Origin of the sequence: Williamsia sp. D3, assembly GCF_000506245.1 — a bacterium.
Lineage (GTDB): Bacteria > Actinomycetota > Actinomycetes > Mycobacteriales > Mycobacteriaceae > Williamsia > Williamsia muralis.
This window is the reverse complement of record NZ_AYTE01000002.1, coordinates 1-23,216: the sequence shown is the minus strand read 5'-3', so window position 1 is coordinate 23,216 and position 23,216 is coordinate 1. Positions and strand designations below refer to the sequence as shown.

General features: G+C 64.1%; 23 protein-coding genes and 1 pseudogene. 12 read left to right on the top strand and 12 right to left on the bottom strand.

What is annotated here, in order from left to right:
* Positions 1–14 precede the first annotated feature (14 nt).
* The 3 genes from gnd to dnaA all read right to left on the bottom strand — a co-directional run bounded on the left by gnd (position 15) and on the right by dnaA (position 4,627).
* The gene (gene gnd, locus W823_RS32275; RefSeq protein WP_023954144.1) at positions 15–911 is read right to left on the bottom strand and encodes a phosphogluconate dehydrogenase (NAD(+)-dependent, decarboxylating); all 897 of its coding nucleotides are present in this window, start codon (positions 909–911) and stop codon (positions 15–17) included.
* A gap of 184 nt (positions 912–1,095) precedes the next feature.
* Positions 1,096–2,265 carry a DNA polymerase III subunit beta gene (gene dnaN, locus W823_RS32270; protein WP_023954140.1) on the bottom strand — a complete coding sequence of 390 codons (1,170 nt, stop codon included), beginning with the start codon at positions 2,263–2,265 and terminating at the stop codon, positions 1,096–1,098.
* A gap of 721 nt (positions 2,266–2,986) precedes the next feature.
* A complete protein-coding gene (gene dnaA, locus W823_RS32265; protein WP_031331112.1) occupies positions 2,987–4,627 on the bottom strand; it encodes a chromosomal replication initiator protein DnaA in 1,641 nt (546 codons plus the stop codon).
* A gap of 433 nt (positions 4,628–5,060) precedes the next feature.
* Here dnaA and rpmH point away from each other — a divergent pair, with 433 nt between their 5' ends.
* From rpmH to W823_RS32225, 9 genes are all read left to right on the top strand, one after another.
* On the top strand, positions 5,061–5,204 hold the full coding sequence (gene rpmH / locus W823_RS56990) for a 50S ribosomal protein L34 (protein ID WP_081729590.1): 144 nt from the start codon (positions 5,061–5,063) through the stop codon (positions 5,202–5,204).
* 42 nt (positions 5,205–5,246) lie between these two features.
* On the top strand, positions 5,247–5,615 hold the full coding sequence (rnpA, locus tag W823_RS32260; protein WP_023954136.1) for a ribonuclease P protein component: 369 nt from the start codon (positions 5,247–5,249) through the stop codon (positions 5,613–5,615).
* A 41-nt stretch (positions 5,616–5,656) separates the two neighbouring features.
* Positions 5,657–5,974 (top strand): membrane protein insertion efficiency factor YidD, encoded by a 318-nt coding sequence (gene yidD / locus W823_RS32255; protein WP_235189332.1) that lies wholly within the window; start codon positions 5,657–5,659, stop codon positions 5,972–5,974.
* Between the two features lie 4 nt (positions 5,975–5,978).
* On the top strand, positions 5,979–7,211 hold the full coding sequence (gene yidC, locus W823_RS32250; protein ID WP_023954132.1) for a membrane protein insertase YidC: 1,233 nt from the start codon (positions 5,979–5,981) through the stop codon (positions 7,209–7,211).
* A gap of 47 nt (positions 7,212–7,258) precedes the next feature.
* A complete protein-coding gene (locus W823_RS32245) occupies positions 7,259–7,858 on the top strand; it encodes a protein jag (protein ID WP_023954130.1) in 600 nt (199 codons plus the stop codon).
* Positions 7,859–8,103: 245 nt separating this feature from the next.
* Entirely contained in the window at positions 8,104–8,670 is a 567-nt protein-coding gene (gene rsmG / locus W823_RS32240) for a 16S rRNA (guanine(527)-N(7))-methyltransferase RsmG (protein WP_235189334.1), read from the top strand.
* A gap of 11 nt (positions 8,671–8,681) precedes the next feature.
* On the top strand, positions 8,682–9,683 hold the full coding sequence (locus W823_RS32235) for a ParA family protein (RefSeq protein ID WP_081729588.1): 1,002 nt from the start codon (positions 8,682–8,684) through the stop codon (positions 9,681–9,683).
* A 20-nt stretch (positions 9,684–9,703) separates the two neighbouring features.
* Positions 9,704–10,768 (top strand): ParB/RepB/Spo0J family partition protein, encoded by a 1,065-nt coding sequence (locus tag W823_RS32230; RefSeq protein ID WP_051406305.1) that lies wholly within the window; start codon positions 9,704–9,706, stop codon positions 10,766–10,768.
* A gap of 220 nt (positions 10,769–10,988) precedes the next feature.
* On the top strand, positions 10,989–11,702 hold the full coding sequence (locus W823_RS32225) for a hypothetical protein (protein WP_023954122.1): 714 nt from the start codon (positions 10,989–10,991) through the stop codon (positions 11,700–11,702).
* A 47-nt stretch (positions 11,703–11,749) separates the two neighbouring features.
* On the opposite strand, the gene W823_RS32220 is transcribed toward W823_RS32225, so the two are convergent.
* The 3 genes from W823_RS32220 to trxB form a co-directional block, all read right to left on the bottom strand.
* Positions 11,750–12,931, bottom strand: coding sequence for an N-acetylmuramoyl-L-alanine amidase (locus W823_RS32220; RefSeq protein WP_023954120.1), 1,182 nt, complete (start codon positions 12,929–12,931; stop codon positions 11,750–11,752).
* Positions 12,932–13,140: 209 nt separating this feature from the next.
* Entirely contained in the window at positions 13,141–13,473 is a 333-nt protein-coding gene (gene trxA / locus W823_RS32215; RefSeq protein ID WP_023954118.1) for a thioredoxin, read from the bottom strand.
* Positions 13,474–13,533: 60 nt separating this feature from the next.
* Positions 13,534–14,520, bottom strand: a complete 987-nt coding sequence (trxB, locus tag W823_RS32210; RefSeq protein ID WP_023954116.1) for a thioredoxin-disulfide reductase — start codon at positions 14,518–14,520, stop codon at positions 13,534–13,536.
* 192 nt (positions 14,521–14,712) lie between these two features.
* On the opposite strand from trxB, the gene W823_RS56985 reads away from it, so the two are divergent.
* The gene (locus W823_RS56985) at positions 14,713–15,612 is read left to right on the top strand and encodes a phosphatase PAP2 family protein (RefSeq protein ID WP_081729587.1); all 900 of its coding nucleotides are present in this window, start codon (positions 14,713–14,715) and stop codon (positions 15,610–15,612) included.
* Positions 15,613–16,289: 677 nt separating this feature from the next.
* On the opposite strand, the gene mug is transcribed toward W823_RS56985, so the two are convergent.
* Both mug and sigM read right to left on the bottom strand, forming a co-directional pair.
* Entirely contained in the window at positions 16,290–16,868 is a 579-nt protein-coding gene (gene mug, locus W823_RS32195) for a G/U mismatch-specific DNA glycosylase (RefSeq protein WP_023954110.1), read from the bottom strand.
* 94 nt (positions 16,869–16,962) lie between these two features.
* Complete coding sequence (sigM, locus tag W823_RS32190; RefSeq protein ID WP_031331106.1) at positions 16,963–17,550, bottom strand: RNA polymerase sigma factor SigM; 588 nt, start codon at positions 17,548–17,550, stop codon at positions 16,963–16,965.
* Between the two features lie 379 nt (positions 17,551–17,929).
* Here sigM and W823_RS32185 point away from each other — a divergent pair, with 379 nt between their 5' ends.
* Complete coding sequence (locus W823_RS32185; protein WP_031331105.1) at positions 17,930–19,369, top strand: stealth family protein; 1,440 nt, start codon at positions 17,930–17,932, stop codon at positions 19,367–19,369.
* A gap of 14 nt (positions 19,370–19,383) precedes the next feature.
* On the opposite strand, the gene W823_RS59445 is transcribed toward W823_RS32185, so the two are convergent.
* Positions 19,384–19,797 (bottom strand): hypothetical protein, encoded by a 414-nt coding sequence (locus tag W823_RS59445; protein WP_369792556.1) that lies wholly within the window; start codon positions 19,795–19,797, stop codon positions 19,384–19,386.
* 50 nt (positions 19,798–19,847) lie between these two features.
* A pseudogene (locus W823_RS59440) lies at positions 19,848–20,291 on the bottom strand (metallophosphoesterase); the annotation flags it as partial.
* A 222-nt stretch (positions 20,292–20,513) separates the two neighbouring features.
* On the opposite strand from W823_RS59440, the gene W823_RS32175 reads away from it, so the two are divergent.
* On the top strand, positions 20,514–20,978 hold the full coding sequence (locus tag W823_RS32175) for an NUDIX hydrolase (RefSeq protein WP_023954104.1): 465 nt from the start codon (positions 20,514–20,516) through the stop codon (positions 20,976–20,978).
* 27 nt (positions 20,979–21,005) lie between these two features.
* Here the strand turns inward: W823_RS32175 and W823_RS32170 are convergent, their stop codons facing one another.
* Positions 21,006–21,614, bottom strand: coding sequence for a DNA-3-methyladenine glycosylase I (locus W823_RS32170; protein WP_023954102.1), 609 nt, complete (start codon positions 21,612–21,614; stop codon positions 21,006–21,008).
* A 12-nt stretch (positions 21,615–21,626) separates the two neighbouring features.
* Positions 21,627–23,216: protein kinase family protein (locus W823_RS32165; protein WP_023954100.1), on the bottom strand; the 1,590-nt coding region annotated here is incomplete at its 5' end.

The window sequence follows — 23,216 nt, the reverse complement described above, 5'->3', positions numbered from 1 at the left end:
AGATCAACTCCCGGTCAGTCGCCCGACGACTTCGGAACCACCGAGTGTCCGCCGAACTGGTTGCGCAATGCCGACACGGCCTTGAGAGCGGGCGAGCCGCCTTCCTGGCGCGAGGCGAAGCGTGCAAAGAGGGCCGCGGAGATGACGTTGGCGGGTACCGAATGCCTGATGGCTTCTTCGACCGTCCACCGGCCCTCGCCGGAATCGGTGGTGTAGTCGGAGATCTCGGCCAGGCCGGGATCTTCTTGCAGTGCCTTGACCAGCAGTTCGAGGAGCCACGATCGCACGACGGTGCCGTTTGTCCAGGCCCGCAGGGTGCCGGTGACGTCTTCGATGAGGGGTTCGGCGTCGAGGATCTCGTAGCCCTCGCCGTAGGCGTGCATCAGTCCGTATTCGATGCCGTTGTGCACCATCTTGGCGTAGTGACCGGCGCCGACCTGGCCGGCGTGGACAAATCCGTCGGCCCGCTCACCGGGGGGCCGCAGCGCGTCGAAGATCGGCATGGCGCGTTCGACGTCCTCTTTGGCGCCGCCGCACATCAGGCCGTATCCGTTTTCCAAGCCCCAGATACCGCCGGACACTCCGCAGTCGACGTAACGAATTCCCTTCTTGCTCAACAGCTCTGCGTTGATCGCGTCGTCGGTGTACTTGGAGTTGCCGCCATCGATGACAAGATCGCCGGGCGAGAGGATGTCCGAGAGCGTGCGGACGGTGGACCGCGTGGGTTCACCCGAGGGCACCATCACCCAGATGATCCTCGGGGCGTCGAGCGCGGAGGCGAGTTCGGCAAGCGATGCGACATCGGTGACCTCCGGACGTGGGTCGTATCCGATGACCTCGATTCCGGCGTTCTTGACCCGGGTCCGCATGAACCCGCCCATCTTTCCCAATCCCACCAAACCCAGCTGCATGGTCTCACCAGTCCTTTGCCAGTCACGGTCCTCGCGGTCAGATGGCCGCGAATCGATTCGAGTCGGATCAACGCTCGGGCAACCTGCGTCAGTCGCTGGTCACCGCACTCATTCTCGGTCAGTGTGGCTCGGTGCGCTGACCTTTCCGGCCGACCTGGTCATCCGGCGCGGTGTCGTCGGCAGATCAGCCCGGCAGTCGAACCGGCATCAGCAGGTAGGTGTACTCGCTGTTGGGTGCGGCGTACGCGCCGTTCTCGTCGGTGACCGGCTCGGTGTCGGCACCCGGCCGCAACACAGCCGGCCTCGACGGTGTGGTGAACCCGAAGTCGACGGTGGACGAATGCAGCGACGTGAGCCCGTCGAGCAGATAACCCGGGTTGAACGCGATGGTCAGTGGGTCGCCGTAGAACTTCACATCCAGCTGTTCCTCGGCGCGACCTGCATCGTCGCCGCCGGCGGTGAGCAGCACGGTGTCCTCACCGAACTCGAGCCGCACCTGCGCACCGCGCTCGGCGACCAGGGCCACACGCTTGATGGCCTCGGTCAACGGTGCGATCTCGATGTTGGCCACCGATGTGTGGGTGGGGGGCAGCAGCTGACGGAACTTCGGGAACTCCGCATCCAGCAGGCGGGTGGTGGTGCGACGGCCAGATCCCAGGATGCCGAGCAGACCGTCCGCACCGATGCTCCCGCCCGATCCAAAGGCCAGGCCGACGGCCGAGGTTCCGTCGGATCCGGCTGTGCGAGCCGCCTCGGCGAGTGTCTTCGCCGGGACCAGCACAGCGGACGTGGTGCCCGCGACTTCCGGTTTCCAGGTGAGTTCACGAACTGCCAACCGGAAACGGTCGGTCGCGGCGAGCACCACGGTCTCGTTGTCGATCTCCAGGCGGATACCGGTCAGCATCGGCAAGGTGTCGTCGCGGCCGGCGGCCACCGCAACCTGGGTGATCGCCTCGGCGAAGACATCGGCCGGGATGGACCCGGTGTTGTCGGGCACCTCGGGAAGCTGCGGGTAGTCCTCCACCGGCATCGTCGGCAACGAGAACTTCGCGCTACCGCAGACGATCGCGACGCGGGTTCCGTCGAGTTGCACGTCGACGGGCTTGGCAGGGAGGGCGCGTGTGATGTCGGCCAGCAACTTGCCCGACACCAGGACCTGACCTTCGTCGGCGACCTCGGCTGAGACGTTCACCTGTGCCGAGACCTCGAAGTCGAAACCCGAGACTGACAGTCCGGTCTCGGTCACGGTCAGCAACACACCGCCGAGGACCGGAACCGGTGGTCGGCTGGGCAGGCTGCGTGCAACCCACGCGACCGAATCTGCGAACTCGTCGCGAGTCACCCGAAACTTCATCGTCTTCAGTTTCCTTCTGGTTGATCGTTCCACTGCGCAAGAGGTCGCCGGCGGGCGGTGAACTCCTCCGAGCGCAGGCGTCAGGGTCTCCACTCTAAAGCGGATGACAAGTATTCGGTGGCGATGGGGTGCGCTCGCCCCGACGTCCCCGGAGGTCTTGTGAGACCTGTGGACGAGGGTTGTGCACACACCTTCTTTTAAAGAGTCTTGTTAAGAGAGAAATTCTTCTTAGTAATAGGTCCTGTGAAATCTGTGGATGACAGGTCTTGTTGGCTGGTGGCCGGTCTGCGGGCCTGGGGGCGAAACGTTGGCCGATGTCGCGTGAAGTTGAAGTACATGTGAACACAACCCGGCGCCGCGGGAACGGTCCACTGTCTATCCACAGATTTCGGTAGTTATCCACGGGCTTGTACACAGGCAGATCGAGTCGCGCAGATCACCAGGGAATGGGATGACAAGTCTGAAAAGTCTGCGGGAGTGGTCGAGAGTTGTCGTTTTCGGCGGGGACACCGGGTGGGATGTGGTTGCCCGAGGCATGGTCTTCGGGGGGTCCGCGGCGTCGGCGTGGAGGCGGGTATCAGCGACGCATTGTGATCCATGAGGGTGAATCAGGACGCAGGTGTCAGCCAGGACGCAGCAGCGGGCCACGCAGAAGCGCTCTGGGCGCGCGGGAGAAGAACGCCCTGCAGGAGAAGAACAGAAGGGTGTGCGACGGCAGGCGTCAGCGGCGTGAACGCTGTTTGATCCTGGCGGTGAGTTCCTGCACCTGGTCGTACACGCGCCGACGCTCGGTCATCTCTTTGCGAATCTTTTTGTCCGCGTACATCACCGTGGTGTGATCTCGGTCGAATGTCTCGCCGATCTTCGGCAGGGACAGGTCGGTGAGTTCGCGACAGAGATACATCGCGATCTGCCGTGCCTGGGCGATCGAGCGGGTCTTGCCGGGCCCACGCAGCTCTTCGATGCTGATGTCGAAGTACTCGGCATTGACCGCGAGGATGGTCGCCGCGGTGATTTCCAGGCTGGCCGAATCGGGCAACAGCGCTTGCAGCACCACATCGGCCAGGGCGGTGTCGAGTTCTGAGTGGTTGAGCGACGCGAAAGCGGTGACGCGGATCAGCGCACCTTCGAGTTCGCGGATGTTGCGCTCGATCTTCGACGCGATGAGCTCGAGGACGTCGTCGGGCACGCGGATGTCGTCCATCTGCGCCTTCTTGCGCAGGATGGCGATGCGGGTTTCCAGCTCGGGTGGCTGGACGTCTGTGATGAGACCCCACTCGAACCGGGTTCGTAGCCGATCTTCAAGTGTTGCAAGCTGTTTCGGAGGCCGATCGGACGACACCACGATCTGCTTGTTCGCGTTGTGCAGCGTGTTGAAGGTGTGGAAGAACTCTTCCTGGATGCCTTCTTTGCCCTCGAGGAACTGGATGTCGTCGACGAGCAACACGTCCATGTCACGGTAGCGGCGCTTGAACGCCACTCGCCTGTCGTCGCGAAGGGAGTTGATGAAGTCATTGGTGAACTCTTCGGTCGACACGTACTTCACCCGCATGCCCGGGAACAGCCGCTGTGCGTAGTGGCCCGCCGCGTGGAGCAGGTGGGTTTTTCCGAGGCCGGATTCTCCCCAGATGAACAGCGGGTTGTAGGCCCGGGCAGGTGCCTCGGAGATGGCAACGGCCGCCGCGTGCGCAAAGCGGTTCGATGCACCGATGACAAACGTCTCGAAGGTGTACTTGGAGTTCAGACTGGAGTCGCCGCTGGAATTGCCCGACGTGCTGCTCCGCGACGAGTCGACGTGGCGCCTCGAACCGGAGTCGGTATTGAAGTAACTCGGCCAGTCTCCACCGGCGCCGCCGTTGATGTCGCGGTCGCGGTCGCGGTCGGCGAAGGTCTCCGGCGGTGGCGATGCCATCGAATGGACGTTGCGGGAATCGCCGTCGAGCCGTGGTCCGGCGTCGATGCGGGAGTCCCCGTTCATCCGGGGTCCACCCCCGATGTCGTCTATGCGGTGAGGCCGGCCATTTGCCGCGACCGACTGGGGCTCGGTGGGAGGGTCGGGTTCATAGGCGTCGGCTGCGATCGGATCGATGCGCACCGCGAGATCCACCGAATGGCCGAGGTGACGACTGAGGGCGGACACGATCGGTTCCCGCAAACCGCGTTCGATCTGTTCCTGGACCCGGGGGGTCGGCACGGTGAGTAGCGCGAAGCCTTCGGCGAGTGTCAGCGGGCGGACTAGCGAGAGCCACGCCTTCTGCTGTTTGGAGAGGGGGTAGCTACCGGGAGATGTGTCGTCGTTGAGTTCGGTGACCACCTTGCGCCAGATCACACTGAACGAATCGTGATCCGAATCGGCTGGCATGGTCATCCCTCTTTGTGGTTCGTCACCAATTGTCCACACCGTTATCCACAGGTGTGGAGGAACAGCGAGACACAGCGAACCCCAGAAAGGGTTGTCGCGATTCCGCCCCGGGTGGATAGCTTGGGTGAAGTTAACAGAGATTGGCCGGGGCTCACAACTGATCACCACATGTTGCAGGTAAAGGCAAGAATCTGGCCGATCGAGGCGTGTCGTCCGCCGATACCGCAGGTCGCGGCACGCTTCGTGGTACGGAGGCGGTTTGACCGGCCGTTGGCGAGTCAGTAGTCTCGAACGGTCGCCGAACGTCGATTCCGGCTGAGGTGAACCACTCGCGAGTGGTTCGGGAGCCGAAGCATCGGGGTAGCGACCAGACCACCTATTAACAAGCTGGGCTCAATCATGGACGCGAGCCCGTCACACGAGGAGTTTCACCGTGGCCAAGGGCAAGCGGACCTTTCAGCCGAACAACCGTCGTCGTGCACGCGTGCACGGATTCCGGTTGCGTATGCGTACCCGTGCGGGTCGCGCGATTGTCAACACCCGTCGTCGCAAGGGACGCTCGAGCCTGACGGCCTGAGCCGACACGGTACCGCAGCCCGCGCAGCCGGCCGCAACACACGTGTTGGCCCCACCTAACCGGATCACCCGGCGATCGGACTTCACCCGCACTCTGAAAAATGGGGTGCGGGTCGGTCGGCGTGATGTGGTCGCGCACGTACTCGTACCCGAGTCTCCTGACTTCGTCACCCACGGTGGTCCACGGATCGGTTTGATCGTCGGCAAGTCGGTGGGCAATTCGGTGGTTCGTCATGCGGTTGCCCGGCGGCTTCGTGCAGCTGCACGTCCTCTGGTGGATAGATGCGATTCGAGCACGATGGTGGTCGTGCGTGCGCTACCTGGTAGCGCCACGTGCCCCGAACCGGAACTGGAACGACAGCTCACGGCGGCCGTTGCCAAAGCCGAGCGTCGTCTCGAATCGACCGTGTGATGTCTCAGTCGGTGTCGTCCGATCAGGAAGTCCGCTCAGGTATGAGCGTGCGGACCTGGCCGCGACGCGCCGTCATCTTTTTGATCGAGCTGTACCGCACGTGGATCTCCCCCATGCGGATGCCGACGTGCCGGTTCGAGCCCTCCTGCAGTACGTATGCGGTCGAGGCGCTCACCGAATACGGGGTGCTGTACGGCGGCTGGCTGTCGGTGGTCCGGCTGCTCAAGTGCGGTCCCTGGCACAAGCCGGGTTACGACCCGATTCCCGAGCGGCGCGGCCACATGTCGTCGCCGACGGAACCCAAGCTTGATGAACCCTCGGCCTGTGAGCCGGAATCTGCTGTAACAGTGAGGAACTGACGACGTGCTCGATTTCATCTATTGGCCGGTCTCGGCGATCATGTGGGTGTGGTACTGGCTGTTCAGCCATGTTCTCCCCGACTCCCCCGGCGGCTCCGGCATCGCCTGGGCCCTGTCGGTTGTCTTCCTTGTCTTCACCTTGCGCGCGATCCTCTACAAGCCGTTTGTGAAGCAGATCCGCACCACGCGGAAGATGCAAGAGATCCAGCCGCAGATGCAGGCGATCCGCAAGAAGTACGGCAAAGACCGGGTCAAGATGACCGAGGAGATGCAAAAACTCCAGAAGGAGCACGGGTTCAATCCGCTGCTCGGATGTCTGCCGATGCTGGCGCAGATCCCGGTGTTCATCGGTCTGTTCCACGTGCTGCGTTCGTTCAACCGGATGGGCACGGGCTTCGGCCAGTTGGGCATGACGGCTGAGGAGACACGGTCGTACGGCAACTACATCTTCAACGTCGACCAGGTTCAGAACTTCCTCGACGCGCGATTGTTCGGTGTGCCGCTCTCGTCCTACATCATTCAGCCCACCTCGGAATGGGTGGCGTTCAGCGCTGACGGGTCCATCGACTTCACGCGTCTGAACATCATCATCTTGGTGATCCCTCTGGTGATCATCTCCTCAATTGCGACGCACATGAACTCTCGTGCGTCCGTCGCCCGACAGAGTGCGGCGGCGATGGAGAACCCACAGACGCGCATCATGAACAACCTCGCGCTGTATGTCTTCCCGCTGGGCATCCTGGTGTCGGGCGCATTCTTCCCGGTCGCCATCCTTCTGTACTGGGTGTCGAACAACTTGTGGACCTACGTTCAGCAGCACGTCGTGTTCGGCAACATCGAGAAGGAAGAGGAAGCCGAAAAGGCTGCCAAGCTCGAGAAGCGGTCGAACAACGCACCCAAGCCCGGTGCGAAGCCGGCAGTGTCGTCCAAGCCGAAGCCCGGTGCGAAGCCGGCAGGCAAGTCGAAGACCGACGCCGCAGGCGGCAAAGACACAGCCGTGAACATGTCGAAGGGCGCGTCGACTGACGACGAGGTGGACCTGTCGAAGACCTCGTCCAACGGTGCGACCGCTTCGGGTGCGGACAAGACCAAGAGCGGTTCACCCAAGGGCGGTACCCCGAAGGCCGGCGGCTCCCCTGGATCAAACGGTGCAAAGAAGCCGGCGTCCGGACGGCCGGCCTCAGGGCCAGGCGGTCAACGCGGTGGCAACCAACAACGTCGTAAAAAGAGGCGCTGACCCATGAGCGGTCGGTTCCCGAAAGAGTGCAAAGCGAGGGTAGTTCGATGAGTGCAGAGACGAAGGACGTTGCTGTCGACGATCTGGTCGATCAGCCGGCGTCCAAGGACCATGTGTCCGAGGACCCCGTGTCGGAAGAGTCGGTGTCCGATGAAGAGACCACCAGAGATCCAGACATGACCGACGAAGAGCGTTTGGTCGAAGAGGGCGAGATCGCGGGCGACTACCTCGAGCAGTTGCTTGATGTTCTCGACTTCGATGGCGACATCGATCTCGACGTAGACGGTGACCGTGCAGTGGTGAGCATCGACGGCGGAGCGGATCTGGTGAAGCTCGTCGGAAAGAACGGCGAGATTCTCGATGCGTTGCAGGAGTTGACCCGCTTGGCGGTGCAGCGCACCACGGGCGACCGGAGCCGCCTCATGCTTGACGTCGCACGGTGGCGGGCTGATCGTCGGGAGCGTCTGGCCCGGCTCGGTGGCGAAGTCGCTGAGCGCGTGCTGGAGACCGGCGAGCGCGAGACGCTTGATCCGATGTCTCCGTTCGAGCGCAAGATTGTTCACGACGCGGTCGCCGCTGTCAGTGGCGTCTACTCCGAGAGCGAAGGGGCTGAACCCAATCGTCGGGTTGTTGTCCTGAAGTCCTGATCGAAACCTAGAGAGTGGGCCCCCGGCGGATTCGCCGGGGGCCCACTGCTTTCTCGGGTCCGAATTACACCGATGTCGTTTGGCCGGTGTGTAGGTTGCGCGAGAGGATGTGTGAGGAAGTTGTTTCACGTGAAACGGAGGCGCGGGTGACCGCAGAATTTTCTGCCGAGAGCGGCGAGCAGTTGCAGCGAGCGGCAGCAACGGTGTTCGGCGACCAACTGAGTAAGGCAGAGGCCTACTGGGACATGCTGGCTAACGCCGGGGTTGAACGTGGACTGATCGGGCCTCGCGAGGTCGATCGTCTCTGGGCGCGCCACATTCTGAACTGCGCTGTGGTAGCACAGCTGATCGCCGATGGGGAGACAGTGGTCGACATCGGCAGTGGCGCGGGTCTGCCCGGCATCGCTATTGCGATTGCCAAACCGTCGCTTCGAGTGACCCTCGTAGAACCGCTGCTGCGCCGGTCGACATTCCTCGACGAGGTTGTTGAAGCACTGGAACTGGACGTGAAGGTTGTGCGCGGACGGGCCGAAGAGAAGTCGGTACGCAAGGTGGTGGGTGATTCCGATGTGGCGACGTCGCGCGCCGTGGCCCCGCTGGATCGTCTTGGGAAGTGGAGCACTCCCCTGCTCCGTCCGGGCGGCCGTCTCTTGGCTGTGAAGGGCTCCTCTGCTGCCGACGAAATCGCGGCTTTTCAAGGCACCCTGAACCGCATCGGTCTCACCAGACTACGGGTCGAAGTGTGCGGGACCGGGCTACTCCCGACCCCCACGACAGTCGTCTCTGGCGCGCGGGTTGGTGGTCGTCGGTGACAGAGCGCAGAATGTTCAGCAGGCGTAGCCGAAGGAGCCAAAGCGTGTCCAACGAATCGCACGTTTCACGTGAAACAGTTTCACGTGAAACCAGCGCGTACGAGACCACATCTACTTTCCGCAAGGAGTCCCCGCTGGACACCCCGATTGCGGCTGCTGCTGAACGAGCCAGCCGCGTATTGACCCCCGGAGGCTCGGGTGCACTCCCCCGGCCCAAGCACACCCGGATCATCACGATCGCCAATCAAAAGGGCGGCGTGGGCAAGACAACCACCGCCGTGAACATGGCGGCGGCACTGGCGGTTCATCAGCTTCGCGTCCTCGTGATCGACCTCGACCCTCAAGGCAACGCGAGTACAGCCCTCGGCGTCGACCACCGGTCGGGGATCCCGTCCGTGTACGAACTCCTGATCGGTGAAGTGAGTTTTGCCGACACGATCGTCCAGAGCTCGTCGAACGAGCGGCTGTTCTGTGTGCCGGCGACACTGGATCTGGCCGGCGCCGAGATCGAACTGGTGTCGATGGTCGCGCGCGAGAACCGGCTGCGGAACGCACTCGATCAAGAAACTCTCGACCGGTACGACTTCGACTTCGTGCTGATCGACTGCCCGCCGTCGTTGGGACTGCTGACCATCAACGCGATGGTCGCGGCGCGAGAAGTGATGATCCCGATTCAGTGTGAGTACTACGCCCTCGAGGGTGTGAGCCAGCTGTTGTCGAACATCAATCTTGTCCAGGCGCACCTCAATCCGAACCTCCACGTGTCCACCGTGGTGCTGACGATGTACGACGGCCGCACGAAGCTGGCCGACCAGGTCGCCGAGAGCGTGCGTGAGCATTTCGGTGACCGTGTGCTCAACACGGTCATTCCACGCAGCGTCAAGGTCTCTGAAGCGCCGGGCTACGGCACCACGATCATCGAGTACGACCCGGGTTCACGTGGAGCCATGAGCTATTTGGATGCGGGCCGCGAGTTGGCGTTGCGGTCAGATCGAGAAGAGGAGAACCGGTAGTGTCCGAGTCAGATCAGGCCATCGGCCCTTCGAAAACTCCGGCCAAGACCGCGGGCGGCAAGCCAAAGGCACCACAGCGCAAGGGCGGCCTCGGTCGAGGACTGGCGGCACTCATCCCGACCGGGCCCACCGAGGGCCCCCGGATGGGTTCCGCGGCGTCCGACGCCGTGTTCGGTCCGGCGAAGGAATCCACCATTTCTTCGGAATCCGCCACCTCTCCGGTGCCCACTCCCCCGACCGTGACGGATCCACGTGGTGTGGATGACACGGTGGGGGCCATCTACCGCGAGATCCCGCCGGCTTTGATTCAGCCGAACCCGCAACAGCCGCGTACGGCGTTCGACGAAGAAGCGCTCGCCGAACTGGTGCACTCGATCCGCGAATTCGGGTTGATGCAGCCCATCGTCGTACGTCGTCTGGCGGAACCAGATGGCGGTGCCGAGTACCAACTCGTCATGGGCGAGCGCCGCTGGCGAGCGAGTCAGGAAGCCGGACTCGAGACGATTCCCGCGATCGTTCGCGAGACCGCCGACGGTGACATGTTGCGCGATGCGCTCCTGGAGAACATCCACCGGGTGCAGCTCAACCCGTTGGAAGAAGCGGCCGCGTACCAGCAGCTGCTCGAGGAGTTCGGCGTGACCCACGAGGAGCTGGCAACTCGTCTCGGTCGTTCGCGGCCTGTGGTCACGAACATGATCCGTCTGCTGCGGCTGCCGATTCCCGTGCAACGACGTGTTGCAGCCGGCGTTCTGTCGGCCGGACACGCACGTGCGCTACTCGCCCTCGAAGCGGATTCAGCCGCACAGGAAGCACTCGCTGCACGAATCGTGGCCGAAGGTATGTCGGTGCGAGCCACCGAAGAAGCGGTGCATCTTGCCAACCGAGGCGATGGACCCGCTGCTCCAGCTCAACAGAAACGCAAACCGATGCAGATGCCCGGTCTCCAAGACGTCGCCGAGCGCCTGTCTGACAAGTTGGATACGCGCGTGACGGTCGCGATGGGCAAGCGCAAAGGCAAGATCACTGTCGAATTCGGGTCCGTCGGCGACCTCGAACGACTCGTGGAGATCATCGCGCAAAGATGAGTTTTGAGCCGCGAATTTCTGAGTACCCCAGTGTCGGGATGAAACGTCACTGTGACGTAGTCCCGTCACGGGGTGCTCGGAGAACGTGGAACACGCTGTTGCACATGATCTTTCGGAATCTGGGCGGCTCATCTCAACCGATCACCGATCATCACTTAAACTGGAAAGCGTTCAGGGCAGAATTCGTTCCAATTGAGTGTGTTCAGGAGGCGGCGGGGCCGTGTCGGTAACGATAACGCCGCTCACCATGGACGGGTTCGAGTCACTGTCCACGCACACTCGTCGGTGTGTGTTCTGGGAGATGGACCCAGAGCTCATTCCCGCGAATCCAGGCGGCGGAGAGTTCGACAGCGAGTTCGACAAAGAAGCCTGGGTGTCGATGATGCTCCTCGAGTGGGGCACGTGCGGACAACTCGCGATCAACACCCATACGGGCAAAGTGGTCGGGGCGGCCTTCTACGGTCCCCCGCGCAGCGTGCCGCGTTCGCTGATGTTCCCCACTTCCCCGGTGTCGGCTGACGCAGTGATCCTGACGTCGCTCTGGGTAGACCCGGGCTTTGACGGCGCGGCCGACGAATTGGCCACCGCCGTCGTCGGGGATCTCACCCGGCGTGGCGTCCGGGCGATCGAGTCGTTCGGAATCGTTCGGTCGGCGCACACCACATCGGTGGAGGAACCCGATCAAGAATCGATCTGCCCACATTGCATGATCGACGCGCACTTCCTCAAAGGGGCAGGGTTCGACGTGGTGTCGGCTCATCACCGGTACCCGCGACTGCGTCTTGAACTCGACGATGATCTCGGCTGGAAGGCCGGCGTGGAGAGTGCGCTCGAGAAACTTGTCGTGATGGCAGCCATCGACGTTGCGGGTCGCGAGCGGACGGCAGTACCGGTCGGTCAGAAAGCCGGACTGCGACGACGGGCCCAGCAGTAGAGGCGAACTCGTCCGTTCAACCGCCAGATGCGGTCACCGGCGAGTGGTCAGCGGGCCAGTTCTTCTGAGGCGAGCAACTCAGCGAAGGTGTACGTGCCGGTCGGCTGATCATCGCGCCCCAGAAGGTACAACCGTTTGACGGCAACCAAGATGGCCTCGGCGATGGTGTCGCGCACTGCCGGGTCACTCAGCTCGGTCGCATCGTGGAGGTTGCTGATGTAGCCGACGTCGAGCTGCACGGCGGGCATTCGTGTGCGTCGCATGATGTCCCACGTGCGCTCGTGCCACCGGCAGTCGCGCAGATGGGTGCGGGCGACGATCTCACGCTGGATGAACCCGGCGAGCGATCGGCCGATGGTGGACGAAGAGCCGTGCGGCGTACCGAAATAGAACGTCGCGACGCCACTGGCGCGGTCGTTCGGATAGTGGGCGCACCGTAGCGCGAGAAGTAGATCGGCACCGATCGCGTTGGCGGTCTCGGCGCGCTCCTCATCGGTGGGGTCCTCGCCTTGCGCGCGCGAGAAGAAGGTCTCCATGCCGGCGGCGATCATTCTGCCTTCGAGCCTGCGGGCGAGGTCCCACAGGATCTCCTCTTCGATCTTTGCCGTGGCCGGGTCGGTGCCGGGGTGCGATCCGCCGGAACCCGGGTCGATGACGATCCGTTTGCCGGACAGCTGAGGGCCGAGTCGGCGGACGTGTTCTTCTTCGCGGATCGCGTGTGGTGATCCACCGGTGACACGGGTACCCAGTAGCTCAAGCGAACGAAGGGTCGCGGGCCCACAGATGCCGTCTGAGCTGAGCCCGAACTCGGACTGGTAGCTGCACAGCGCGTTGTAGGTGTCCGCACCAAAGAACCCGTCGACCAAGCCGGTGTAGTAACCGAGGTTTTGCAAGCGCGCCTGCAGAGTGGCGACGTCGTCGCCGTGCATGGGAGCGGAGAGTTGGTACGAGAGCACTCGCGCGCCCAGGCGGTAAGAGGCCTCGCGGAGGGCCCGGAACGTCGCGGGCCCGACAACACCGTCGACGATCAGGCCGCGTTGCTGCTGGAACGCCCGGACCGCGTGGTCGGTTGCGAGGTCGAAGACGGCTTCGGGTTGCGCCCAGCCGTTCGGATCGACCAGCCGGCCGGACGGTGACGGGGCGTCGTTCAGCAGACCTTGTCCCGTGAGAATGCCACGAATTTCGGCCACAGCCGAGCCGTGATCTCCCAACCGGAACAACGGCGTCACGGGGCCTCCCCTTCTGGCGTCAACTCGGGCGTCGGCGGCACAGGGGTACCGCGCTCGGCGTGGTTTTCGGAGCGCAGGGCTCCGAGTCAGCTACGAGTGTCTCAGCAATCCGCCGTCAGAGCCAATACGGTCACGTACCAATTTGATGACCGTAATCATCTCAGTACTGGTACGTGACCGCCGGCGAGGGGGCTGCTGATCAGGGACGACTACTTGCCGAGAACACCGTCGAGTTCGCGGAGAAGCGCAGCTTTGCCCTTCGCCCCGACGATGGTCTTGGTGGGCTTGCCGTCTTCGAAAAGGATCATCGTGGGGATCGACATGATCTGGAAATCCCTTGCGACATTTGGGTTCTGGTCAACGTCGAGCTTGGCGACGGTGAGCTTGTCGGAGTTCTCCCCGGCGATCTCCTCGAGCACCGGAGCGACCATTTTGCACGGTCCGCACCAGGTGGCCCAGAAGTCGACCAGTACCGGCTTGCCGGCACCGAGCACTTCCTCCTTGAATGTGGCATCTGTCACTGCAACGGTGTTTGCACCCATTTTGATCTCCTTTGGTTCGTCTATGGGGGCCGGTTCGGTCGAACCGGTCGGTTCGAGCGGTCAGGCCTGAACGCCGGCCGCCTCGGGGACCTCGAGCGGGCTGATGTCGTTCTGGTCGGCCAGCCAGCGCTCGGCGTCGATGGCGGCAGCACAACCCGAGCCGGCGGCCGTGATGGCCTGCCGGTAGGTGTGGTCCACCAGGTCGCCGGCGGCGAATACGCCGGGCAGCGAGGTGTACGTGGTGCGGCCCTGAACCCGCACGTAGCCGTCCGGATCGAGGTCGACCTGGTCTTTGACCAGCGCGCTGCGTGGATCGTGGCCGATGGCCACGAACATGCCGGTGGCATCGATCTGCGAGGTGGCGCCGGTGACGGTGTCCACCAATTCCAGGCCGGTGACCGACGTCTCGCCCAGGACGCGGCCGATGGTCGCGTTGGTCACAAAGCGGATCTTGTCGTTCGCGCGGGCACGCTCGAGCATGATCCGTGAGGCACGGAACTCCTCGCGGCGATGGATGACGGTGACACTGCGTGCGAATTTGGTGAGGAAGGTTGCCTCCTCCATGGCAGAGTCACCGCCGCCGATGACGGCGATGTCCTGGTCACGGAAGAAGAAGCCGTCACAGGTGGCACACGCCGACACACCTCGGCCGAGCAGATCCTGCTCGCCGGGGATGTCGAGGTAGCGCGCTGCGGCGCCCATGGCGAGGATGACGGCTTTCGCCCGGTGGGTCTCGCCGCCGGCGTCGACCTCTTTGATCTCGCCGGTGAGGCGGACCGCATCCACGTCTTCCATGCGCAGATCAGCACCGAACCGAATGGCCTGCTCACGCATCTCGTCCATGAGTTCGGGACCCTGGATCCCCTTCTGGAATCCCGGGAAGTTCTCGACCTCGGTGGTGGTCATCAACGCACCACCGAACTGGGTCCCCTCGAAGACCACCGGAGAGAGTTCGGCACGTGCGGCATACACGGCTGCTGTGTATCCGGCCGGTCCTGATCCGATGATGATCACGTCGTGGACGGTCTCGGTACCTGCTGAGGTCATCGGTGCTCTACTTCCTTACGGTGGTTCAACCTGGGCTCGTGGCCTGTCGGGGTGAGGCGGTGGGCTCCGCTGTCGCGAAGCCTTGACGTTTTCTTCACCCGCGATGGACAACACCAGCCTAAAGGGATCTGTTCCCGGAACAGATCCGCAGACCCTGTGAGAGCTCCCAGAAATGTTCGGCACGATGGAGCCATGCTCTTGCGACCCTCGCGACTCTCCACATGGCCTCCGCTCGCATGGGCGGCGACGCTGACGATTGCCATGGGCGCCGTATACCTACTGGCCGTCCGTACCCAGTGGGGTCAATATCTCGACCAGCAGGCCTACTTGACCCTCCGCGGCACCGGGGCGAATGCTGACCTGCCCCACATGGTCGGTCTGGGATCCATCACCGACTACCGACTGTGGACTGTTGCGGCGGCCCTGATCATCGGTCTGGGCATTGTCGCGGGGCGGCGCTGGAGTCTGCTGCCTCTGCTGCTGTTGCCGATCGCCGGGATCCTGCTGGCACAATTCCTGCGGGACGAGGTGCTGCTGCGCCCCGACTTCGTCGGACTCGACTGGCTGTCGAACACTTTCCCGAGTGGGCACGCCGCTGCAGCTGCCGGATGTGTGGCGGCCATCGTACGAGCGGCTCCGAGATGGGTGGCCCCGGTCTTGGCGATCCTCGGAGTCGGTTGGTTGACGCTTGTCGGTCAGGACCTGATGGTCTGGGGATGGCACCGGCCCAGCGATCTGATTGGGTCGATCCTGCTTGCGACGGCCCTGATGCATCTGGTGCCGCCGACCCGGCGACACACCTACGACCTCGGCTTTCGCACAATGTCAGGCGTACGGGCGGGCGTCTGGACAGCAGCCGCAGCAGCGACGGGACCGGTGGTGTGGTCGGTGGGAACGGGGCATCTGGCGGTGCTGCCGGTGGGACTCATCGCGGCAGCTGCCGTGGCGTCACTTGTTGCCGATGGTGGTGCGACTGAGCGTCGCCGGATTGGCCGTGTCGCAGTCGGCTCCGACCACCAGCGCATCGAACCGTCCCGCCATACCCGTGCTGAGCAATATCACCACCGCAGGGCCGCCACCGGCTTGAATTGAGCTCGTACCCAACACAGGAGTGGCCGGCTCTATCTCATTGGCCGCCAGACATCGGTCGCGCTGGGCGAGGTCGCCGAACGCGGTGTCGGCGGACTGGCCGAGCGCACTGAGCAGGGTGGCATCCGAAGGCGCGGCAATCGAAGTGGGGGTGGGAGCGTTCTGTTCGGCGATTGCAGGTTCGGAGCGTCCGCTGAAGGCAAAAGTGGTCGCGACAGCGATCGCAGCCACTGCTGCCGCCGCGGCAACAGCAGATAGCAGAATGGCACCACGATGCCGCCTGAGTGGGGTGACAGCCTGCGTAGGTGCGTCGTGATGGTCAGCGGCCATCATGTGGAGCGCCTGGTCGAGCTTGTGTTGCGCGTAGGCGGGCAACGGCTCCTCGACGACCGGCGTAGAAGCCAGTTCGCCGGTGGTGGCGTCCAGCGCTTTCCAGATGGTCATCGAATCCGGGTCGTCGAACACCTTTGCGCGCAAGGCATCGGCGACCTCGTCGGGATAGACGCCGGCGTGGAGGTCGGCGATCATGTCCAGCGGGTACGGCGGTTCTGGCAGTTCGCGGTCAGTGTGGCGCCGATTGCCGATTCCGAACATCGTTCGAACCCCAGTTTCCCTCGTTTTCTTGATGTGAAAGCTAGGACGCCAGTTTGTTCGCAACGGTTCCCTCGACACACTGTCTTTTATTGCCGACTTTCCTGGACCACGCCCGCCTCCACCGCCGCGGCCCGATAGGCCTCCGCAAGGGTGTCGACGGTGTGGTGTGCGTTGAGACCACTCGGGTTGGGTACAACCCACACCACCGTGTCGCCGATCGTAAGGTCCTGCCGTCCGGCAGTTGCCTTGCTGTCCCCAAAAGCCGTGCGGTAGGCCGTGATTCCCGCGACCGCGATGACCTTCGGGTGCACGCGGGTGACCGTCTCGGTCAGCTTGCGGCCGCCCTCGACCAGTTCTTCGGTGGTCAGTTCGTCGGCCCGCGCAGACGCCCTCGGGACCACGTTGGTGATGCCTATCCCCCGGTCGAGCAACAGGGCCCGATCGTCATCGCTCATGCCCGCCGACGCATCGATCAATCGATCGACGATCCCGGCTCGCCACAAAGCGGGATAGAAACGATTGCCGCGCCGGGCGAAGTGTGCGCCGGTCGCCGCCGTCCACAGTCCGGGATTGATCCCGACGAACAACAATTTGCAGTCGGGCCCGATGAGATCGGGGACGACGGCATCGCGATACGACTCGAGTTCGGCGCGTGTGAAGCCCATCGGACCAGTAGACCGCACGGTCTCGCGTGGATGCCACAGACGGTCCGGATCAGCCCAGCGCGGAAGACGTGGCCAGGATTGGTGAAGGGAGGGACTACCCCTGGGCCTCGTCGGCAGTGTCACGGAGGTGTCCCAGCAGTACCGCCAACTTCGCGCGGCCGCGCGCGCAACGACTCTTGATGGTCCCGGAGGGAACCCCGAGGAGTTCGGACGCCTCCGCCACCGAGTAACCCTCGACATCGATGGCAACGATCGCCGCACGCTGCTCGGGAGGCAGAGAGTCGAGCGCACGGCCGATCGACATGGACAGGTCGACGGTGCCGGTGCGGTCATGGGGATCGGCGAGTTGTGCGATGTCGAACTCGGGTAGAGGAACGGTCTGCCGAGATTTGTTGCGACGGATACGATCCAGGCATGCGTTGACGACAATACGGTGCAGCCACGATGTGACCTTGGCGTCGGCGCGGAACCGATGGGCCATGCGGTGGGCGTTGAGGAGGGCTTCTTGCAGTGCGTCGGCGGCGTCTTCGTCGGAATGCGAGGTGCGGCGGGCAACTGCCCATAGATAGCTCTGATGGCGGGTGATCAGAACCGCAAACGCATCCCTGTCCCCCTGCACATGCGCTGCAAGCAATTCCCCATCGGTCCGCACGTCACCGCCGGCCCTCCCCCATTTGGCCATGGGAGTGAGACTAATGGACCACAATGTCGCGTGCGAGACCAGATGCAAGTGCATCTGTTTGTATGACAACGCGTCAAAAAGGGCCGTGACCGGCGCTGATGGGTCCACCGGACCGAGCAGCGGACGGGGTTGACCGGCGAGAGCATTAGACTTGACCGATCGGCGGGGAATTCTCGGCTGTGCTCCCCGGAAGGATCGTCACATCACTCTGTCGTCTGCGCCACATGAGATCTACCTCGTTCCTCCGGAGCTCGACAAACCGGAGGCCGTCCTTCGTGAGTCACCGGCCTCGGTCGCACGGCTCCGGGAGCGGCCCGACGTCGTCGGGTTCGAGGGTCGATACGCGCTGACCATCACCTCGACCACACCTCACCAGGCGATGGTCGAGGATCTGCTGTTCATCCGCGATGTCCTCGACGACGCGCAGATCGAATACCTGCTTGTGCGCGGGAACGACGAACGTCCGGTGATCGCGGTGGCATGGACCAACCGCAAAGCGATGACACGAGCTCTCGCGGACGCCTGCGAACGCGAACCGTTCTACTCGAAAACCGTTGACGCAGAACGCGGTAAGGCGGTCTTCGTCGGCGACGGACGTCTGTCGGCGTCGTCCAAGGCGCGGATCTTCCGGCTCTACCGGCCACGGGTGGAACCCGGCAGCGGTTTGCATTACGGCGCATCCACGGCTGTACAGGTGGAGCTGTGGTCGTTCACGCCGTCGGAAATCATTCTCCCGATCGAGAATTCACTCACCCGTCGCACGATCCGCAAAGAAGAAGCGGTGCGCGGCACGGTGGACAAGTTCGGCAAGACGTGGCCGACCATCGAGAACATGTTTGCCGGCCATGCCTCCGACATCAACTTCGACATCGACATCGTCTTCTCCTGGGTCGACGGTTCGTCGGCCGAGTTCCAGGCCCAGCGCGCCAAGCGGATGCAGAACTACGTTGTCGGAGAAGGGGATGCGTCGGCAGCGCGGTACCGGCAGATCGACGAGCTGAAGTACGCATTGCGGTCGGTGTACATGTACGCACCCTGGGTACGCCGCATCTTCGTGGCCACCGATTCCGAGCGACCGTCCTGGCTGGCCGACGACCCGCGGGTGACCTTCGTGCCGAGCGAGGAGTTCTTCGCCGACACATCAGTTCTGCCGACACACAATTCGCAGGCCGTGGAATGCCAGCTGCACCGCATCCCGGGGTTGTCGGAGCATTTCCTGTACTCGAACGACGACATGTTCTTCGGTCGGCCGGTCAGCCCTGAGGCGTTCTTCTCCTCCGGCGGCGTGAGCATGTTCATCGAGGCCACCACGCGCATCGGTCTCGGATACAGCGACCAGGACCGCAGCGGGTTCGAGAATGCGGCGAGGGTAAACCGCCGGTTGCTGCAGGATCGGTTCGGGCTCATGACAACTCGGCACCTCGAACATGCCGCCACCCCGCTGCGCAAGAGTGTGCTCGAAGAGATGGAGAGGGAGTTCCCCGCGGAGTTCGCCGCCACCGCGGCGAGCGCGTTCCGATCGAGCAGCAACATTTCGGTGACCAACTCCCTCTACCACTATTACGCGTTGATGACCGGGCGTGCGGTGGTGCAGAAGGACGCGAAGGTGCGCTACATCGACACCACCGAGTACGCCGGGCTCAAGGACATGGAAAAGATGCTCCCCAAACGCGCGGTGGACTTCTTCTGCCTCAACGACGGCAGTGTTCCGGAGGTCGACCTCGAACTGCGGACGCAGACGGTCACGAGCTTCCTCGACCGCTACTTCCCCATCGTCGCCCCGTGGGAGACTGCCGCCAAGGCATCGTCTCTCGCGTAGGCGGCCACGCTTGCTCAGACGCGACTGACCGAATCTGCTCTGCGGCCGTCGGCGATGACGATCCCTGCCTCGGCCAGTCTGCGAGCGCTCTCAGCCGGCGAAACATACTCTCCAACAGTCTCATACGTACCGATCGGCACCGCTGAGTGGACGATGGTGGTGTCGTAGACATGAACCAGGTTGTAACCCTGGCCTCCGTCGCGGCCGCGCATGGCGCCGGCAGGGACATTGAGATCTTGGTTGTAGCAGGTGGCTGCGGCCACCGATACCGGGATGCCCGCGAAGGTGGCGGTGGTGGAGTAGTGCAGGTGCCCGGCGATGATGGACCGTACATCGCTGCCGCGCAACACATCTGCGAGACGATCCTGGTCGTGTAACTCCACCAGGACAGCCAGGTCGAGCACACAGGGTACCGGGGGGTGGTGCATTGCGAGAATGGTCCCGAAGTCGGCGGGGGTGGCGAGAACCCCTGCCAGCCAATCGAGTTGCTCGTCGCGATCTCGCCGTGGTGGAGTCCGGGAACGGTGGTGTCGAGGGTGACGATCCGCAAACCGTCGATGTCGTACACCGCGTCGACCGCTGTGGTCGATGGCTCCTGGTCGAGCAGCTTCATGCGGAAGTGCGCGCGGTCGTCGTGATTGCCCATCGCCCAGATCAACTGGGCTCCGAGGTCGTCGGCGACAGGCTGGACCATCGTCCGGAGGGTCTCGTAGGCGCGCGGATCACCTTTGTCGGCGAGGTCGCCGGTGAAGACCAGCGCGTCGATCCTCGAACCGGAACCGGTGAGTTCGGTGAGTATCTGACGAAGGCGTGAGGTGCTGTCCACTCCCCCGTAGAGATCGCCGTCGCCGTCGATGAGGTGGGTGTCGCTGACGTGCACGATGCAGTGGTTGGGCCGGGGATACTCGGCCGTCCGAGCCATCATCGGTCTCTCGCTTCCGATCGGATTGGCGCTGGAGGAGACTGCTGGCGTGGAGTGGTGCGGTGATCAGGTGACCGCCGCGGTGTCCACAGTAGCCAAACAGTCTGAAACTGCCAGCCGGGGCCCGTGCCGCCGCGGCAGGGTGAACAGCTGCGGTCGCGCGGATGTCGCGACACCTGGACCGGTCTGGCACGCTGGGAGCCGCCTGAGAGGTGAAGAGCTGTGAAGATCGTTCGCCGGCTGCGTCGCGCCGCCCGCATCATCCTCATCGACGAGGAGGGCCGCACGCTGCTGTTCCGCGGTGTGGATCCACAGAACCCGTCGGCCGGGCCGTGGTGGTTCACCCCTGGTGGCGGCCGAGAAGGCGACGAGACCGATGAGCAGGCGGCGCGCCGTGAGGTGTACGAGGAGACCGGCTTGCGGGTCACCGAGATGTCGGCGCCCGTCTATGCCCGCGAGTTCGACATCGTCTTCGGGGGCGAGCCGATCCATCAGGTGGAGACCTACTTCGTGGCGCATGTGGGAACGTTCGAGCCCCACTCGGCGGGGTGGACGGATTTGGAGCGCAGCTCGATACTCGGCCATCGGTGGTGGAAGCCCGAAGAGATCGAGTCGAGTGACGAGATGATCTACCCGGGCAATCTTGCGGATCTGGTCCGACAGCACCTGGACAACCCCAGCGAGTGACACCCACGAGCTCGGGTTGCCGGCCCATCAGGGCCAGATACCGGAACTGCCGCGTCGGTGTGAGCTCATCAGATGGGTGTCGACGATACCGATGGCCTCCATCAAGGCAAACATCGTGGTGGGCCCGACAAACCGGAAGCCGCGTGCGCGCAGGGCCTTCGACATCGCGATGGACTCAGCCGAGGTGGTCGGCACGTCGGCCATCTCCGCGGGCTCAGGGGTGCGATCGGGTTTGAACGACCACAGGAAGTCGACCAGGCCACCATCGGCGCGCAATTGCTGTGTGGCTCTGGCATTCCCGATGGCGGCCTCGATCTTGCCGCGATGGCGGATGATGCGCGCGTCGGCCAGCATCGCGTCGACCTCGCGGTCGCCGAACGCGGCGACGGTGTCGACGTCGAAATCGCGGAAGACCTCACGGAAGGCGGGTCGCTTCCGCAGGATGGTCGCCCATGACAGGCCGGCCTGAAAGCCTTCCAGCACAAGTCTTTCGAAGTGGGCATTCTCGCCGGAGACCGGCATGCCCCACTCGTTGTCGTAATAGTCGCGCATCAGGCCGGTCTGTGCGGCCCACAGAGGACGAATGAGCCCGTCCTCACACCGCACTGCACCCGCGGGCAGTCCGTCGGTTGTCACCGCCTTGTCGGCCTAGGAACCGGTGAGGGTGACTTGGGCGACCGACCCCTGATAGCGGCCGCTGTCGTTGCGGGGCAACGACGTCAGCCACACCATGACGTACCGCGCGGGGCCGGCGCCGGCGATCGGGATGGTGGTGGTCTCGTTGTCCAGGGTCGCTGCCCCGACCTGTGTGGTGGCCTCGAACGGGGCGCGTGGGTCGTCGGCGGTGCGGATCTGGACCTGGAGGCCCGGTGTGGGGGTACGGATGACGGCCTCGGTCAGCGTGGCGTCGCGGTCCAGTGTGAACATCAGTCCCAGACCGGGTTTCAGGTTCCCGAACCGGGGTCCACCGCGGTACTCGTCTGTCTGCCATGCCGGGGCCTGGCCGGAGATGACGTTGTTCAGGTTCGTCCGGCTGTCCGGCTCCTGGTCGGAGTAGTCGAGCATCGTCACGCCGGTCAACGCGAGCGGGGCCGACCCGACGGCAGGCGCGGGTGCGCCGGGGGACGGGGCGCCGGCCGAGGACGAGAAGATCTTGTCGATGTCGGGGGTGTCGTTGCTGCCGCCCACCGAGTTCGAGATCCAGACCACCATCGCGATGATGAGGAACAACGTGAGCAGCACGGCCCCGGCGATCAGCGCCATCATCCGCACCGACCGTGGCTTCTTACCGTCACCCCCGGTGCCGAGCATGCGCGGCGTCGCGCGCGACGACGAACCGGGTCCGTCATCGTCGCGGACCTGCGCGATGAGATCGGTCTTCTGATCCAGCACGGTTGCCTGGTCGAGAACGTGCTGAACCGTTGCCGCGGTGCGTATCCCGCTGTTCCCCTCGAGAGCCCGGGCGGCGACCGCCGAGATCTCGAACGGGACGTCAGGACGCTCGGCGCGCGGCTCGCGGGGCAGGTCGCCGGCCCCGGGTGATGCCGGGTGCAGTCCCCCGACGGGCTCGTTCGACGAGCGGTTGGTCGCCAGCTCCCTACCGGTGTCGGCGTCGAGTGGCCAACGTGCCAGCAACAGTGCGTACAGGACGGCACCGAGACCACGGACGTCGGTGGACTTGTCGGAGTCGGCCAACGTGCCGGGGAACGCGACGAACGCGTTGCCGTCCTGGCTGATCCGGATACGTTCGGGATGGTCGATGGACAGCGCGCCGCCGTTGCGGTGCGCCGATTCGGCCGCAGCTGCGAGCGCCCGCACGGCACGGGCCGCACCGACCGGAGACGGACTGGTCTTGGCGACATCGGCCAGTGACGAGCTCGGAACCCATTCGGCGACAACGATTCCGCCGGACGATCCGCGCACCACGTCGAGTACCCGAGCGATCCCGGGCGAGTTGATGCGTCCCAGTCGCAGGGTGCGCGAGAGCACCGCCTGCGGACCCTCATCGCGCGGATCGATACGCACGCCGGGGTCGGGTGGTGGTGCGACCTGCTGTGCGTCGACGAACGTCAGGGCGACGTCGCGGTCCAGGTTGATGTCACGGGCCTGCCAGAACTGGAGTCCGCGTGCGCCACCGTGGTGCTGCAGCAGACGGTAGCGGCCACCGGCGACGGCAGCGCCCGGGACCAGCCGGGGACCGCGACGTGGCCGTAGGCCCGGCAATGGCGCCTCCGGAGG

Excerpts from the sequence above, each read along its gene's own strand:
- gnd (WP_023954144.1), bottom strand. The coding sequence starts at position 911 with ATGCAGCTGGGTTTGGTGGGATTGGGAAAGATGGGCGGGTTCATGCGG.
- dnaN (WP_023954140.1), bottom strand. The coding sequence starts at position 2,265 with ATGAAGTTTCGGGTGACTCGCGACGAGTTCGCAGATTCGGTCGCGTGG.
- dnaA (WP_031331112.1), bottom strand. The coding sequence starts at position 4,627 with ATGCCAGCCGATTCGGATCACGATTCGTTCAGTGTGATCTGGCGCAAG.
- yidD (WP_235189332.1), top strand. The coding sequence starts at position 5,657 with ATGAGCGTGCGGACCTGGCCGCGACGCGCCGTCATCTTTTTGATCGAG.
- W823_RS32245 (WP_023954130.1), top strand. The coding sequence starts at position 7,259 with ATGAGTGCAGAGACGAAGGACGTTGCTGTCGACGATCTGGTCGATCAG.
- rsmG (WP_235189334.1), top strand. The coding sequence starts at position 8,104 with ATGCTGGCTAACGCCGGGGTTGAACGTGGACTGATCGGGCCTCGCGAG.
- W823_RS32235 (WP_081729588.1), top strand. The coding sequence starts at position 8,682 with ATGTTCAGCAGGCGTAGCCGAAGGAGCCAAAGCGTGTCCAACGAATCG.
- trxA (WP_023954118.1), bottom strand. The coding sequence starts at position 13,473 with ATGGGTGCAAACACCGTTGCAGTGACAGATGCCACATTCAAGGAGGAA.
- trxB (WP_023954116.1), bottom strand. The coding sequence starts at position 14,520 with ATGACCTCAGCAGGTACCGAGACCGTCCACGACGTGATCATCATCGGA.
- W823_RS56985 (WP_081729587.1), top strand. The coding sequence starts at position 14,713 with ATGCTCTTGCGACCCTCGCGACTCTCCACATGGCCTCCGCTCGCATGG.
- mug (WP_023954110.1), bottom strand. The coding sequence starts at position 16,868 with ATGGGCTTCACACGCGCCGAACTCGAGTCGTATCGCGATGCCGTCGTC.
- sigM (WP_031331106.1), bottom strand. The coding sequence starts at position 17,550 with ATGGCCAAATGGGGGAGGGCCGGCGGTGACGTGCGGACCGATGGGGAA.
- W823_RS32185 (WP_031331105.1), top strand. The coding sequence starts at position 17,930 with ATGGTCGAGGATCTGCTGTTCATCCGCGATGTCCTCGACGACGCGCAG.
- W823_RS59445 (WP_369792556.1), bottom strand. The coding sequence starts at position 19,797 with ATGCACCACCCCCCGGTACCCTGTGTGCTCGACCTGGCTGTCCTGGTG.